This is a genomic window from Luteimonas sp. 22616, assembly GCF_052044325.1.
Taxonomy (GTDB): domain Bacteria; phylum Pseudomonadota; class Gammaproteobacteria; order Xanthomonadales; family Xanthomonadaceae; genus Luteimonas.
In genome coordinates, this window is sequence record NZ_JBQEMW010000001.1 from 131,870 (window position 1) to 146,454 (window position 14,585).

The following is a 14,585-nucleotide window of genomic DNA, read 5'->3' on the forward strand; positions in this document are numbered from 1 at the left end:
TGCGGGTCATCCGCCGCGGCCCGGAACATCCGGACACCGCCATTTTGCGCCATGGATGGCTTTTGCCGCAGCCAACGGTGCAAGCCGGCGTTCAGCGGCGTCTGCGCTAGACTCGCCGCTTCCCCGGCGCACGCGCCATTGTCGCATTCCCCTTCCCGAACCGTACCGTGGCCCGCATCGATTACGACGAAGACGAAGACGAGCTCGACGGCGACGGCAGTGCGCCGGATTGGCGCCGACGCCTGCTGACCTGGACGCTGGCGGCGATCGGGCTGGGCCTGGGCTTCCTGATCCCGTACACGCTGTACCTCAATCACCAGGTCAGCGAACGCTTCGGCCAGCTGCGCTGGCAGGTGCCCACGCGCGTGTTCGCGCGCCCGCTGCAGCTGGCGCCCGGCATGGCGATGGACGCGCAGACGCTGAAGACCGAGCTGGCCGCGGCGTCGTATCGCGAGGACGGCGGCAAGCGCCCCGGCACCTACCAGCACGACGGCGCGCGCTGGACGATCGCCAACCGCGGGTTCCGCGACGTCGACGGCGACGTCGCCCCGAGCCGGGTCGAAGTGACCCTGTCCGGCGGCCGCGTCGCCAGCCTGCGCGACGCCGGCAGCCGCAAGGCCGCCAAGTCGGTGCGCCTGGATCCGGCGCGCATCGCCACCCTTTACGGGCAGAGCCAGGAAGAGCGGCAGCTGGTCCGGATCGAGGACGTGCCCGAGCTGCTGGTGACCGGCCTGCAGGCAGTCGAGGACCGCGACTTCGCCCACCACCACGGCATCGACCTGGGCGGCATGCTGCGCGCGGCCTTCGTCAACCTCAAATCCGGCGAAGCCAGGCAGGGTGGCAGCACCCTGACCCAGCAGCTGGCGCGCTCGGGCATCCTCGGCATCGGCCGCGAGCAGACCTTCAGCCGCAAGTTCAACGAGATCCTGTTCGCGCTGCTGATCGAGGCGCGCTACGACAAGCGCAGCATCCTCGAGGCCTACCTCAACCAGGTCTACCTCGGCCAGCGCGGTTCGCAGGAGATCCGCGGCGTCGCCGCCGGCGCCGAGTTCTGGTTCGGCCGCGAGCTGGGCGACCTGTCGACCGAGCAGGTCGCGATGCTGATCGGCATGGTCAAGGGCCCGTCGGCCTACGATCCGCGCCGGCATCCCGAGGCCGCGCGCGCGCGCCGTGACCTGGTGCTGGCGAAGATGCACGAGTCCGAGCCGGCGCTGATCGACGACGCCGAGTACGCGCGTGCCCGCAAGGCGCCGCTGGGCGTGACCAATGCGCCTGGCAGCACCTCGGCCAATCCCTTCCCGGCCTATGTCGACCTGGTGCGCCGGCAGCTGGTGCGCGACTACCCGGCCGACGCGCTGCAGGGCGCCGGCCTGCGGGTGATGACCGGGATGTCGCCCGCCGCGCAGGCCTACGCTGAAGGCGCGGTGACACGCACGCTCAAGTCGCTGGAAAGCAAGAAGCGGCCGTCGCTGCAGGCCGGGCTGGTGGTCACCGACGTCGACAACGGCGACGTGCTGGCGGTGGTCGGCAGCCGCGATTTCCGCCAGCCCGGCTTCAACCGCGCGATCGAAGCGCGGCGCCCGGTCGGGTCGCTGCTCAAGCCGTTCGTCTACATGCTGGCGCTCGCGTCGCCGGACCATTGGTCGCTGGCCAGCTGGGTCGACGATTCGCCGGTCACGGTGACGCTGGGCAACGGCAAGCGCTGGAGCCCGGGCAACTCCGACGGCCGCAGCCACGGCAGCGTGCGCCTGATCGACGCGCTGTCGCAGTCGTACAACCAGGCCACGGTGCGCCTGGGCATGGCGGTACAGCCGCAGCGCGTGGCGATGTTGCTCGACAAGCTGTCGGGCATCAAAACCGAACCCAACCCCTCGCTGATCCTGGGCGCGGTCGACCAGAGCCCGTACGCGATGGCGCAGCTGTACCAGTTCCTGGCGTCCGGCGGCGAGATCCAGCCGCTGCACCTGGTGCGCGGCGTGCTCGACCGCGAAGGCAGGATGCTCAAACGCTACGACAAGGAACCCAAGCCGGCGCAGCCGGGCGACGCGATCGCGGTGCGCCTGATCTCCACCGCGCTGCAGCGCACGGTGACCAACGGCACCGCGCACCAGCTGGTCCGCGACGGCCTTGGTCGCCTCGATGCCGCCGGCAAGACCGGTACCAGCAACGACGGCCGCGACAGCTGGTTCGCCGGCTGGACCGGCGATTACCTCGCCGTGGTCTGGGTCGGCAACGACCAGAACGAGATGACCGGCCTGTATGGCGCCACCGGCGCGATGCGGGTCTGGTCCGGATTGTTCTCGCGCCTGCCGAGCGCGCCGCTGAAGGTCGGCAACGAAGGCCTCGACTGGCAGTGGGTGGTGCAGTCGAACAGCACCGATGCGTCCTGCCCGGGTGCGCGTCGGTTCCCGTTCGCCCAGGGCTATGCGCCGCCGTACCAGGCCTGCGTGTATGCCGAGCCGGAGCCGCCGCAGGAAGAGCAGGGCGGGGGCTGGCGCAGCTGGTTCGGCCTCGACCGCAAGGCGCCGCAGGATCCGGCCAAAGCGCCGCCCGAGCAGTCCGCCCCGCCTCCCCCGCAGCAAGAGCAACGCTGATGTCCATTCGAATCGTTCCTGTCGCGCGCGGTTGCGCGCTTCTCGCCATTGCGTTGACGCTGGCCGCCTGTGCGACCTCCGAGCCGGCGCCACCGCAGCCCGCGTCGCTGACCGCGGCCACGCCGCAGCAGCAGGTCGCCGCGATTCGCGCCACCGCCGGCGACGGCGAGGGCGAACTCGCGATCCAGCCGCTGCGCGATCCCAAGGTCGAGGACCTGCGCGAGCAGGCGTCGCGCCTGGAATCCCAGCAGCATTACGCCGACGCCGCCAAGGCGCTCGACCAGGCGCTGGAGATCGTCCCGGACGATCCGGCCCTGCTGCAGGAGCGGGCCGAGGCCGCGCTGCTGCTCGGCGACCACGGCCAGGCCGAGACGCTGGCCCGCCACGCCTTCGAGACCGGTTCGAAGGTCGGCCCGTTGTGCCGGCGCCACTGGGCCACCGTCGAACAGGCGCGCCTGATCGAGGGCGACGCGGCGGGCGCGGCGACCGCCAAGGCGCAGGTCGACCAATGCACGGTCGCCGGCGTCAACCGCTTCTGAAATGGAAGACGGGACCGGGGAGGACCTTGCCGCACGCAGCCGCGCCGCCCTGGCCGAAGGTGGCGTGCTGGCCATGCAGATCCCGGCGTTCGCGCCGCGGCCTTCGCAACAGGACCTCGCCGCGGCCGTCGCCGACGCGCTGGACACGCGTGGCATGCTGCTGGCCGAGGCCGGCACCGGCACCGGCAAGACCTTCGCCTACCTCGTCCCGGCGCTGCTGTCGGGACAGAAAACCATCATCTCCACCGGCACCCGCGCGCTGCAGGACCAGCTCTACCACCGAGACCTGCCGCGGGTGCGCGACGCGCTCGGCGTCGGCATCAAGACCGCGCTGCTCAAGGGCCGCGCCAACTACCTGTGCCGCTACCGGCTCGAGCGCGCCAAGGGCGAGCCGCGCTTCGTCTCGCATGAGCAGGTTGCCCAGTTCCAGCGCATCGTGTCGTGGAGCGGGCGCACGCGCATGGGCGACCTGGCCGAACTCGAGGCGCTGCCGGACGACTCGCCGCTGCTGCCGATGGTCACCTCCACCGCCGAGAACTGCCTCGGCAGCGAGTGCCCGTTCTGGGGCGACTGCTTCGTGGTGCAGGCGCGCCAGCGCGCGCAGAATGCCGACGTGGTGGTGGTCAACCACCACCTGCTGCTGGCCGACCTGGCGCTCAAGCAGGAAGGCTTCGGCGAGATCCTGCCCGGCGCGCAGGCGTTCGTCGTCGACGAGGCGCACCAGCTGCCGGACCTGGCCGCGCAGTTCTTCGGCGAGTCGCTGAGCGCGCGGCCGCTGGCCGAGCTTGGGCGCGACGCGCTGGCCGAATGCAAGGACGTGGAGGGTTCGCTGGCGGTCGTGCAGCAGCCGGCACGCGATCTCGAACACGCCACCCGCGCGCTGCGCGCGGCGATGGAGGGGCTGCCGCCGCGCGGCACCCGGTTGCGCGCGCTGCAGGATGCCGGCGTGCGCGAGGCGCTCGATGCGCTGACGCGGTCGCTGGCGGATTTCGCCGCCGCGATCGCGCCGCTGCGCGAGGCCGCGCCCGGCTTCGAGGCCTGCCACGTGCGTGCGATCGACCAGCTGGCGCGGATCGCGCGCTGGCAGGTCGAGCGCGACCTCGAAGGCGAGCTTGACGATTCGAGCGGCGGCGGGCCGGACGACGATGTGCGCTGGTACGAACTCTCGCCGCGCGGCTTCCGCCTGCAGCGCACGCCGCTGGACGTGTCCGCGCCGCTGCGCGCGCACCGCGAGAGTTCGCGCGCGGCTTGGATCTTCACGTCGGCGACGCTGGCGGTCGACGGGCATTTCGACCACATCGCCACGCGCCTGGGCCTGGAGCAGCCGCGCATGCTGCTCGCGCCGAGCCCGTTCGACTGGGCCTCGCAGGCGCTGTGCTACCTGCCGCCGCGGTTGCCGCAGCCGGCGGCGCGCGACTACACCGCCGCGATCGCCGAGGCGCTGCTGCCGGTGCTGCACGCATCCAACGGCCGCGCCTTCGTGCTGTTCGCATCGCACCGCGCCCTGCGCGAGGCCGCCGAGATCCTGCAGGGAGGGCCGTGGCCGCTGTTCGTGCAGGGCCAGGCGCCGCGCGCGCAACTGCTGCAGCGTTTCCGCGAATCCGGCAACGGCGTGCTGCTGGGCGCCGCAAGTTTCCGCGAGGGCGTCGACGTGGCTGGCGACGCGCTGAGCGTGGTGGTGATCGACAAGCTGCCGTTCGCCGCCCCCGACGACCCGGTGTTCGAGGCCCGACTCGACGCGATCCGCCGCGCCGGCGGCAACCCGTTCCGCGACGAGCAGCTGCCGCAGGCGGTGATCGCACTCAAGCAGGGCGTCGGCCGCCTGATCCGCACCGAAACCGATCGTGGCGTGCTGGTGTTGTGCGATCCGCGCCTGCTGGAAAAAAGTTACGGCCGGCTGTTCCTGGACTCGCTGCCGCCGTTCCCGAAGACCCGCAACGTGGCCGACGTGGAAGCATTCTTCGAAACCTCGTAGGTCGGGGCCACGCTCTCGACACCGATCGTTCTTCGCCATGTCCCCGATGCCGACCGTCGCGGGCGTCGGGGCGTAGCCCCCACCTGCGGCAAACGCGTTAGGCTTTTCCCGATTCCCGATTCCCGATTCCCGATTCCCGGCTTTCTGATGAAACTGCTCGCATTCGAAACCGCCACCGAAGCCTGCTCGGTCGCCGTCTGGGTTGACGGTGCGGTGCGCGAGCGCTTCGAGATCGCGCCGCGGCGCCATGCCGAGCTGGCGCTGCCATGGGCAGGCCAGCTGCTGGCCGAGGCCGGCGTGGCGAAGTCCCAGCTTGATGCGATCGCGGTCGGCCGCGGGCCGGGCGCGTTCACCGGCGTGCGCCTGGCGATCGCCATCGCCCAGGGCATCGCGCTGGCACTCGACCGGCCGGTGGTGCCCGTTTCGACCCTCGCCGTGCTCGCAGTGGGCGCACCCAGCGACGCGACCCGCATCCTCGCCGCCATCGACGCGCGCATGGGCGAGGTGTATTCGGGTGCGTTCGAGCGGCGCGGGGACGACCTGGCCGCCCTATCGACCGAAGCCGTCTCACCGCCCGGGGCCGTCGTGCTGCCGGATGCCGCCGGCGGCTGGTACGGCGTCGGCACCGGTTTTGCCGCCGCCGAGGCCGCACTGCAGGCCAGCCTGGGCGCCCGGCTTGCGGGCGTCGACGCCGCCGCGCTTCCGCACGCGGCCGACGTGGCCCGACTTGCGGCGGCCGCCTTCGCGCGCGGCGAGGCGCTGCCGCCGGAGCGGATCGAGCCGGCCTACCTGCGCAACAACGTCGCCCTCACGCTCGCCGAGCAGCAGGCCCTGCGCGATTCGCGCTGAGCGCCGGGAACCATCGCGCGCCGCCGCCGGTCACTGCCTTGACCATCATCGGGGAGACAGTGGCATGGCCAATGCCGGGGCGAGGGACGATCACGCGGAATACCGTGCGCGCGGCCTGCGCGGCTGGCTCCTGGGCGAGGGCCGCCAGCTGCTGGTGATGCTGGTGCTGCTGGCGATCGCGCGCACCTCGTTCGCCAACCACTACGGCGTGCCGAGCGGCTCGATGGAATACACGCTGATGCCCGGCGACCACGTCATGGTCGACATGAGCGCCTATGGCGTGCGCATCCCCTTCACCGACGTCACCGTGGTGCCGCGCGATACCCCGCGGCGCGGCGACATCGCGGTGTTCAAGTCGCCGCGCGACGGCGTGCGGCTGATCAAGCGCGTGGTCGCGGTGGGCGGCGACCGGGTGGTACTGGAGGGCGGGCACCTGTCGATCAACGGCAAGCCGCTGGCCGAGGCCGGCGCGCCGGACCTCGAATGGTTCGGAGATCGCAGTGCGCGGTTGAACCTCGACGCCGGAGGCGGCCCCGACATCGATGCGCTGGTCATTCCCCCGGGCCAGGTGCTGGTCGTCGGCGACCACCGCGGCAACAGCATCGACGGCCGCTATTTCGGCCTGGTGCCGGCCTCGAAGCTGTATGCGCGCGCTGTCGGTGTGTTCTGGCGACGCGGCGAGGGGCCGGTGTGGAAGTCGCTGTGACCGCTCAGCGCTCGTCGAGCAGCTCGCCGCCGGGCAGGAAGTTCCACGTGCGGGTCACGTGCAGCACGTCGATGTTCTCGTCGGTCTTCGGCAGCGGCGGGTAGGGCTCGGCGAGCCGGGCGATCCGCAGTGCGGCGGCGTCGAGCAGCTTGATGCCGCTGGACTGGATCACGTCGGCGCGCTCGACCGAGCCGTCGTGGCGGATCGCCACGCTGATCACCAGGGTGCCGGCCAGCTGCCGGCGCCGGGCCTCGTCGGGATAGTTGAGGTTGCCGACGCGTTCCACCCGGTCCACCCAGGCGCGCAGGTAGCCGGCCCAGGCATATTCGGTGGTGCTGGCCGAGACGAACTTGCGCTTCGGCCGCTTGGCGTAGCGCTCCGAACGCAGGTGGATCTCGGCCGCCAGCCGCGCCATCGCCAGGTCGTGGTCGATCTTTTCCTGCCCGCGCGGCAGCGGTGTGTCCTCCGCCTGCGGGCGGGCATCGGGCGCCGGCATCGCCTGCTCGGCGCGCGCGCTGCTGACCACGCGCGCCTCCGGCGGCGGTTGGGCCGACGGCGACTGCGCGCGCATCGGTCGCGGCGCGACGCCGGATTCGGCCTGCGCCACCACCCCGGCCTGCGCATCGCGCGGGCGGTTGGTCTTCTCGTGTTCGCCGCCGCCCTGGTTGTTGGCCTGGGCGAGGAAGTCGGCCTGCTTCGGGGTCAGCTCGGTGGAGGTCTGGGTCAGGATCACGTCCAGCGTCGGCAGCACCGGCGCGGCATCGTCCAGCGCGAAGCCGACGCCGAGGATCAGCATCCCGTGCAGCAGCAGCGACAGCACCATGGTCGCGCTCAGGCGCTGGCGGTCGCCGATGACGGAAACGGTGGCAGCGGGTGCGGACATCGTGGAATGGGTCGGAGGGCCTGGCGGATCAGCCGTGGAAGCCTACCCGCTTTTGCCCATGCTTCGGGCCGTGCACGCGCCCGCGTCGTGCCGGAAGGGGAGACGAGCGACGCGTCGTTTCCTATTCCCCATTCCCCAGTCCCTTCTCGATCGCATCGAACAGCATCCCCGCGATATTCAGGCCGAATTGCGCATCCAGCTCGCGGATGCAGGTCGGGCTGGTGACGTTGACCTCGGTCAGCCAGTCGCCGATCACGTCCAGGCCGACGAAGCGCATCCCGCGCTCGCGCATCCGCGGGCCGACCTGGGCGGCGATCCAGCGGTCGCGATCGGTCAGCGGCCGGCCTTCGCCGCGGCCGCCGGCGGCGAGGTTGCCGCGGAACTCGTCGCCCTGCGGGATTCGCGCCAGGCCGTAGTCGACCGGCTCGCCGTCGATGAGCAGGATGCGCTTGTCGCCGTCGACGATCTCCGGCAGGTAGCGCTGGGCCATCGCCAGGTGGCGGCCGCCGTCTGTGAGCGTCTCGAGGATGACGTTGAGGTTGGATTCGCCGGCGCGGGCGCGGAAGATCGAGCGCCCGCCCATGCCGTCGAGCGGCTTGAGCACCGCGTCGCCGTGTTCGCCGACGAAGGCCTTGAGCGCTGCGGCCTCGCGGCTGACCAGGGTCGGCGGGCAGCACTGCGGGAATTCCAGCGCCGCCAGCTTCTCGTTGAAGTCGCGCAGGCCCTGCGGGTCGTTGACCACCAGGGCGCCCTGGCGCTGCATGAAGCCCAGCAGCAGCGTGTCGTGGATGAAGTCGGGGTCGACTGGCGGATCCTTGCGCATCAGCACCACGTCGCCGGGGCCGGGAGTCCGGTGTGATGGTTGTCCCAGTTCAAACCAGCCCCGCGGATCGTCCCGCACCGTCAGCGGCGCCACCCGTGCCACCGCCTCGCCGCCGCGCATCGACAGCCCGCCGGGGATGACATAGTGCAGGCGGTGGCCACGGCGTTGCGCCTCCAGCAGCATGGCGAACGTGGAGTCCTTGGCGATCTTGATCGACCCGATCGGGTCCATCACGACGATGACGTCGAGAGGCATTTCAAGCGTTCCGCGGCAGATTCTGACAAATGTTAGCAGGCGACCGGGACGATGTTGCGGACTGTGTGGCATTTAGCCTGGCGGCGCAGGCATGAATGCTTGACAGTGTGGCGGCCGACTGGGATATAAGACGGTTTGCAGCGGCGCCGGCATTCACGAAGCGCTGCGCATGGGGGAATACGAAGATGACGCAAGACGACAGTCGCGCCGGCAGCCTCGGAGGCTTGCGGGTGATGGTGATCGACGACTCGAAAACCATCCGCCGGACCGCTGAAACCCTGCTCAAGCGCGAGGGGGCCGAAGTCACGACCGCGACCGATGGTTTCGAGGCACTGGCCAAGATTGCCGACCAGAAGCCGCAGATCATCTTCGTCGACATCATGATGCCGAGGCTGGACGGCTACCAGACCTGCGCGCTGATCAAGAACAACCAGATGTTCAAGCACACGCCGGTGATCATGCTGTCCTCCAAGGATGGCCTGTTCGACAAGGCGCGCGGGCGCATCGTGGGCTCCGAGCAATACGTCACCAAACCGTTCACGCGCGAGGAACTCCTCGACGCCATTCGCAAGCACGTCAACGCCTGACCGGGGGGACAGGCATCACATGGCAAGAATCCTGTTGATCGAGGACTCACCGACCGATACGGCGGTGTTGACCCAGCTGTTGCAGCGCAACGGCCACCAGGTGCTGGCTTCCACCAGCGCCGAGGACGGCATCGAGGTCTGCAAGCGCGAGCTGCCCGACCTGGTGTTGATGGATGTGGTGCTGCCCGGCATGAACGGCTTCCAGGCCACGCGTGCGCTGTCGCGCGACGGCGCCACCAGCCAGATCCCGGTGCTGATCGTCAGCACCAAGGGCATGGAGACCGACAAGGCCTGGGGCATGCGCCAGGGCGCGCGCGGCTATATCGTCAAGCCGCCGGACGAGGGCGACCTGGTCGCTCGCATCAACGAGCTGCTCGGTAGCTGACGATGAGCCGTCGCCACCACGACCGCCACGTCACGCCCGCGCCGACGGATCCGTTCGCGATCCTGGTCGAGTACGAGCACAAGAGCCTCGCCCACGTCGCCGGCCTGCCGGAGCAGCTCGACGCACCGGGCCTGTGGCGCGGCGTCGGCTACCGCATCGGCCAGCGCCGGCTGGCATCGGGTTTCGACGAGGTGGTCGAGATCCTGCCGATGCCGCAGGTCACGCCGGTCCCGGGTTCGCAGCCCTGGATGCTGGGCGTGGCCAACATCCGCGGCAACCTGCTGCCTACCGTCGACCTCAAGCAGTTCCTCGAAGGCGAACGCACCGTGCTGCACGAAAGCCAGCGGGTGCTGATCGTGCGCCAGCCCGGCGGCGATGTCGCGGTCACGATCGACGAACTGTTCGGCCAGCGCTCGTTCGTCGAAGAACAGGCGCTTGCAGGCGATGAACTGCCCGACAGCGCGCTGACCGAAGGCCGGTACGCACACTTCGTCGACCGGGCCTATCGCCTGGCCGACCACGCGTGGGGGATCTTCAGCCTGGACCGGCTGGCCCGCACACCCGAATTCAGACAAGCCGCGGCCTGATCGCCGCAACGCACGCACCGCAGGATCCGAGGTCACATCATGAGCACTGTTATGGACACCGTTGCCGGCAAAGGCCGCAACATGGGTACCAACTTCTGGCTGATCGTGCTGGCGATTTCACTGATCGTGTTCGGCGCGAACACCGGCTACGCCACGTGGAAGGCGGCGCGGCTGGGCGGCGCCAGTACGTCGGCCTCGAACCTGCAGCTCAACTCGCAACGACTGGCCAACCAGGGCCGCGAGGCGGTCGAGGGCAACCGCGAGGCCTTCACCGCGTTCAAGGCGACCAAGGCCGAGGTCGATTCCGACATCGGCGGCCTGAGCAACAATTTCGGCAACACCACTGGCGTGTCCGGGCCGATCGCCAAGGTCGCCCAGACCTGGGCGCCGCTGGCGAAGAACGCCGACGACGTGATCGCCAGCGAAGCCGCGGTGCTGGCGCTGGCCGGCAACGCCGACCGCTTCAGCCAGGGGATCCCGCAGTTGCAGGCCCAGCTCGACGAGGTGGTGCGCGCGATGTCGTCCAGCGGCTCGCCGTCGTCGCAGATCTACATCGCGCTGCGCCAGAACGTGCTGGCCGGCAACCTCGCCCGCCGCGTGACCGAGGTGCGCGCCGGCGGCGCCGGTGCCGCGGTCGCTGGCCAGGCGCTGGCGCGCGACGCCAACGTGTTCGAGCAGGTGCTGGCGGGCCTCAAGGCCGGCGACCAGGCGATGAACGTGCAGGCGCTGTCGAACTCCAACGCGGTGGCCGCGCTGAACCAGGCCACCACGCAGTGGGAGACGATGAAGAAGGACCTCGATGCGATCCTCGGCAGCTCGCAGAAGCTGTTCAGCGCGCAGAACGCGGCCGCCTCGCTCACCAGCGGCTCGGACAAGCTCCTGGCCGACAGCCGTGACCTGTTCCAGGCGTTCACCGCCTTCGGTTCGCTGCGCGACAAGAGCCTGCTGGGCAACATCTGGATCAGCATCATCTTCGGCGCGCTGGGCATCATCGCGATCGTCGGCCTGATCTTCAGCATCAACCGCGCCCAGAAGCAGCGCTACGAAACCACGATGGAACTCAACAATCGCAACCAGGAGGCGATCATGCGCCTGCTGGACGAGATGGGTTCGCTCGCCGAAGGCGACCTCACGGTGAAGGCGACCGTGACCGAGGACATGACCGGCGCGATCGCGGACTCGATCAACTTCGCCGTCGAACAGCTGCGCAGCCTGGTGCAGACGATCAACGACACCTCGGTGCAGGTGGCCTCCAGCGCGCAGGAAACGCAGGCCACCGCCATGCACCTGGCCGAGGCCGCGGAGCACCAGGCGCAGGAGATCAACTCCGCCTCCGACCGCATCAACGAAATCGCCGCCAGCATCAACCAGGTGTCGAAGAACTCCGCCGAATCGGCCGACGTGGCCCAGCGCTCGGTGCAGATCGCGACCAAGGGCGCGGGCGTGGTGCGCGAGACGATCGCCGGCATGGACTCGATCCGCGACCAGATCCAGGAAACCTCCAAGCGCATCAAGCGCCTGGGCGAGAGCTCGCAGGAAATCGGCTCGATCGTGGAACTGATCAACGACATCTCCGAGCAGACCAACATCCTCGCGCTCAACGCGGCCATCCAGGCGGCGTCGGCGGGCGAGGCGGGCCGCGGCTTCGCGGTGGTGGCCGACGAAGTGCAGCGACTGGCCGAACGCTCGTCCAACGCGACCAAGCGCATCGAATCGCTGGTGCAGGCGATCCAGTCCGACACCAACGAGGCGGTCAGTTCGATGGAACAAACGACCTCCGAGGTGGTCGCCGGTGCGCGCCTGGCCGAGGATGCCGGTACCGCGCTGGGCGAGATCGAAAGCGTGTCGTCCAACCTCGCCGAGCTCATCGAAGGCATCTCCAGCGCCTCGCAGCAGCAGTCGGCGGCGGCGACCAACATCACCGCGACGATGAACACCATCCAGTCGATCACCGCGCAGACCTCGCAGGGCGCCAACCAGACCGCCGAGTCGATCGGCAACCTGGCCCAGCTCGCCGCCGACCTGCGCCGCTCGGTCGCCGACTTCAAGCTGCCGGCCTGACGCATCCTGTGATGAAAGGCACTCGCCACCTTCGAAGCAGCGTCCTGCGTGGGAGCGACTCCATGACTGCATTGCGCGACGCGATCGACTACACCACGCTGGGCTGGGTGAAGCCGGAACTCGACGAGACCCTGCGCCAGGCGCGGATCGAGATCGAGGGCTTCGTCGACGATCCCGCCGACACCAGCCGCATGCGCTTCTGCGCCAGCTACCTGCACCAGGTGCAGGGCACGCTGCGCATGGTCGAGCTGTATGCGCCGGCCATGGTGACCGAGGAAATGGAGCGCCTCGCCCAGGCGCTGCAGCACGGCGAGGTCAGCGACCGCGACGGCGCCTGCGCGACCCTGATGCGCGGCGTGGTGCTGCTGCCCGATTACCTGGAGCGCCTGCAAAGCGGCCACAAGGACATTCCGATCGTCCTGCTGCCGCTGCTCAACGAACTGCGCGCGGCGCGCGGCGAAGCCGGCCTGAGCGAAAGCGTGCTGTTCGCGCCCGACCTCGCGCGGCCCCTGCCGTCGAGCCTGCCCGCCGCGACGGCGGGACGCGCCCGCAACGCCGAAGTCCTGCCGCTGCTCGAGCGCCTTTCCGCAGCCATCTCCGAATGGCCCGAGGACGGCGCGCCGAAGGACGCCGAGGAAATCGGCGCGGTCATCGACGCGCTGTTCGTGCGCACCGAGCAGGACGAGACGCGGCGCATGCTGTGGGTCGCCGGTTCCGTGGCCGCTGCGCTGCGCGACGGCGCGCTGAAGCCGTCCGCCGGCCTGCGCCAGGCCTTCGCCAGCGTGCAGCGCGAGGCACGCCGGCAGTTCGAGGACGACGGCTTCGGCATTCCGCGGCCTGAAACCACTCTCGAACCCACCCGCCAGCTGCTCTACCACGTCGCCCACAGCGATGCGCGTCATTCGGCGCTGCAGGAACTGCGCGAGACGTTCGACCTCGATGCCGCGCAGCCGACCGAAAGCGAGATCAGCCACGCCCAGGGCAGCCTGAGCGGCCGCAACCGCGCGCTGCTCGACACCGTTTCGGCGGCGGTGAAGGAAGACCTGCTGCGGGTCAAGGACGTGCTCGACCTGCACCTGCGCACCAGCGCGCCCAACGTCGCCGCCCTGCAGCCGCAGGTCGAGGCGCTGGGCCGCGTCGCCGACACTTTGGGCATGCTCGGGCTCGGCGTCGCGCGCAACGTCGTCCAGCAGCAGCGAGACGCCATGGATGCCATCGTCCGCGGCGACCGCGTCGCCGACGAGGGTGCATTGCTCGATGTCGCCGGCGCGCTGCTTTATGTCGACGCCACCCTCGACGACCAGGTCGCCCGCCTCGGGGACAGCGACGCCGGTGCCGGCGGCAACCAGGACGACCTGTTCTCGAACGAGTCGCGCAAGGTGCTCGAAGTCATCGCCCGCGAGGCGATCGCCAACTTCGCCGATGCGCGCCAGGCCTTCGTCGCCTTCGTCGAGACCAGCTGGGACCACTCGGAACTGGTCGAGGTGCCGCGCCTGCTGCAGGAAGTCGCCGGCGCCATGGCGATGCTGGAACTGCCGCAGGCCGCCGCCTACCTGGCTGGCGTGCGCATGTATACCGAGGTCGAGCTGCTCGGCCGCAAGCGCGTGCCCAACGGCCGCCAGCTCGACACCTTCGCCGATGCGCTGGCGAGCCTCGAGTACTACCTCGAGGCGCTGCGCGAGAACCGGCTCAACCGCGAGAGCATCCTCGAAATCGCGCGCGGCAGCCTCGAATCGCTCGGCTACTGGCCGCTGCCCGACATGCAGCCGGCGCACGAATTGCCTGCCGAGGCGACGGAATCGGACCGCGACGCCGAACAGGCGCTGGCCGACGACATCGACCGCAACGTCGCCGCGTTCATCGACCGCGGCGCCGACCCGGTGCGCGCTATGCATGCCGAGGCAGTGCCCACGCCCACGCCCGCGCCCGCGCCTGCACCGGTCGTGGCCAGTGGCCAGGGCGGCGCCGGTGGCTTCGAAGTCACCGGCGACGAGATCGACGACGAGATCCGCGAGGTGTTTCTCGAGGAATTCGGCGAGGAGATCGACAACCTCGACAAGATGCTGCCGGTCTGGCGCGAGCGGCCCGACGACCTGGAGCGCCTGCGCCCGATCCGCCGCGTGTTCCATACCCTCAAGGGCAGTGGTCGCCTGGTGGGTGCACGCGTGCTGGGCGAGTTCAGCTGGAAGGTCGAGAACATGCTCAACCGCGTGCTCGACGGCACGCGCACGGCCAGCCCGGCCGTGGTGGCGATGGTCGACCAGGCGTTCTACACCCTGCCGCAACTGCTTGCGGCGCTGCGCGGGAGCGCCGCGGTCAGCGCCGACATCGAAGGCATGCA

Annotated in this window: 11 protein-coding genes and 1 pseudogene; 10 read left to right on the top strand and 2 right to left on the bottom strand. The window is 70.0% G+C overall.

The features are described from left to right. Window positions 1-167 precede the first annotated feature (167 nt). From mrcB to lepB, 5 genes are all read left to right on the top strand, one after another. Complete coding sequence (mrcB, locus tag ACTJIL_RS00570; protein ID WP_440753685.1) at window positions 168-2,594, top strand: penicillin-binding protein 1B; 2,427 nt, start codon at window positions 168-170, stop codon at window positions 2,592-2,594. Next, window positions 2,594-3,133, top strand: a complete 540-nt coding sequence (locus tag ACTJIL_RS00575) for a hypothetical protein (RefSeq protein ID WP_440753686.1) — start codon at window positions 2,594-2,596, stop codon at window positions 3,131-3,133. Before mrcB ends, ACTJIL_RS00575 begins: the two co-directional genes overlap by 1 nt. Window position 3,134: 1 nt before the next feature. Further along, entirely contained in the window at window positions 3,135-5,108 is a 1,974-nt protein-coding gene (locus tag ACTJIL_RS00580) for an ATP-dependent DNA helicase (RefSeq protein WP_440753687.1), read from the top strand. A 147-nt stretch (window positions 5,109-5,255) separates the two neighbouring features. After that, complete coding sequence (tsaB, locus tag ACTJIL_RS00585) at window positions 5,256-5,957, top strand: tRNA (adenosine(37)-N6)-threonylcarbamoyltransferase complex dimerization subunit type 1 TsaB (RefSeq protein WP_440753688.1); 702 nt, start codon at window positions 5,256-5,258, stop codon at window positions 5,955-5,957. Between the two features lie 64 nt (window positions 5,958-6,021). Further along, the gene (gene lepB, locus ACTJIL_RS00590) at window positions 6,022-6,663 is read left to right on the top strand and encodes a signal peptidase I (RefSeq protein WP_440753689.1); all 642 of its coding nucleotides are present in this window, start codon (window positions 6,022-6,024) and stop codon (window positions 6,661-6,663) included. Between the two features lie 4 nt (window positions 6,664-6,667). Here lepB and ACTJIL_RS00595 read toward each other — a convergent pair whose 3' ends face one another. Both ACTJIL_RS00595 and gshB read right to left on the bottom strand, forming a co-directional pair. After that, the gene (locus tag ACTJIL_RS00595; RefSeq protein WP_440753690.1) at window positions 6,668-7,546 is read right to left on the bottom strand and encodes a TonB family protein; all 879 of its coding nucleotides are present in this window, start codon (window positions 7,544-7,546) and stop codon (window positions 6,668-6,670) included. Window positions 7,547-7,667: 121 nt separating this feature from the next. Beyond that, entirely contained in the window at window positions 7,668-8,624 is a 957-nt protein-coding gene (gshB, locus tag ACTJIL_RS00600; RefSeq protein ID WP_440753691.1) for a glutathione synthase, read from the bottom strand. 185 nt (window positions 8,625-8,809) lie between these two features. On the opposite strand from gshB, the gene pilG reads away from it, so the two are divergent. The 5 genes and pseudogenes from pilG to ACTJIL_RS00625 all read left to right on the top strand — a co-directional run. After that, the gene (gene pilG / locus ACTJIL_RS00605; RefSeq protein ID WP_027080752.1) at window positions 8,810-9,211 is read left to right on the top strand and encodes a twitching motility response regulator PilG; all 402 of its coding nucleotides are present in this window, start codon (window positions 8,810-8,812) and stop codon (window positions 9,209-9,211) included. A 19-nt stretch (window positions 9,212-9,230) separates the two neighbouring features. After that, window positions 9,231-9,596 (top strand): response regulator, encoded by a 366-nt coding sequence (locus tag ACTJIL_RS00610; protein ID WP_440753692.1) that lies wholly within the window; start codon window positions 9,231-9,233, stop codon window positions 9,594-9,596. A gap of 2 nt (window positions 9,597-9,598) precedes the next feature. Then, entirely contained in the window at window positions 9,599-10,183 is a 585-nt protein-coding gene (locus tag ACTJIL_RS00615) for a chemotaxis protein CheW (RefSeq protein ID WP_440753693.1), read from the top strand. 39 nt (window positions 10,184-10,222) lie between these two features. Then, window positions 10,223-12,244 carry a methyl-accepting chemotaxis protein gene (locus ACTJIL_RS00620; RefSeq protein ID WP_440753694.1) on the top strand — a complete coding sequence of 674 codons (2,022 nt, stop codon included), beginning with the start codon at window positions 10,223-10,225 and terminating at the stop codon, window positions 12,242-12,244. Between the two features lie 62 nt (window positions 12,245-12,306). After that, a pseudogene (locus ACTJIL_RS00625) lies at window positions 12,307-14,535 on the top strand (Hpt domain-containing protein); the annotation flags it as partial. Window positions 14,536-14,585 lie beyond the last annotated feature (50 nt).

Excerpts from the sequence above, each read along its gene's own strand:
- ACTJIL_RS00580 (WP_440753687.1), top strand. The coding sequence starts at position 3,135 with ATGGAAGACGGGACCGGGGAGGACCTTGCCGCACGCAGCCGCGCCGCC.
- ACTJIL_RS00575 (WP_440753686.1), top strand. The coding sequence starts at position 2,594 with ATGTCCATTCGAATCGTTCCTGTCGCGCGCGGTTGCGCGCTTCTCGCC.
- ACTJIL_RS00610 (WP_440753692.1), top strand. The coding sequence starts at position 9,231 with ATGGCAAGAATCCTGTTGATCGAGGACTCACCGACCGATACGGCGGTG.
- ACTJIL_RS00620 (WP_440753694.1), top strand. The coding sequence starts at position 10,223 with ATGAGCACTGTTATGGACACCGTTGCCGGCAAAGGCCGCAACATGGGT.
- ACTJIL_RS00595 (WP_440753690.1), bottom strand. The coding sequence starts at position 7,546 with ATGTCCGCACCCGCTGCCACCGTTTCCGTCATCGGCGACCGCCAGCGC.
- tsaB (WP_440753688.1), top strand. The coding sequence starts at position 5,256 with ATGAAACTGCTCGCATTCGAAACCGCCACCGAAGCCTGCTCGGTCGCC.
- lepB (WP_440753689.1), top strand. The coding sequence starts at position 6,022 with ATGGCCAATGCCGGGGCGAGGGACGATCACGCGGAATACCGTGCGCGC.
- ACTJIL_RS00615 (WP_440753693.1), top strand. The coding sequence starts at position 9,599 with ATGAGCCGTCGCCACCACGACCGCCACGTCACGCCCGCGCCGACGGAT.
- gshB (WP_440753691.1), bottom strand. The coding sequence starts at position 8,624 with ATGCCTCTCGACGTCATCGTCGTGATGGACCCGATCGGGTCGATCAAG.
- pilG (WP_027080752.1), top strand. The coding sequence starts at position 8,810 with ATGACGCAAGACGACAGTCGCGCCGGCAGCCTCGGAGGCTTGCGGGTG.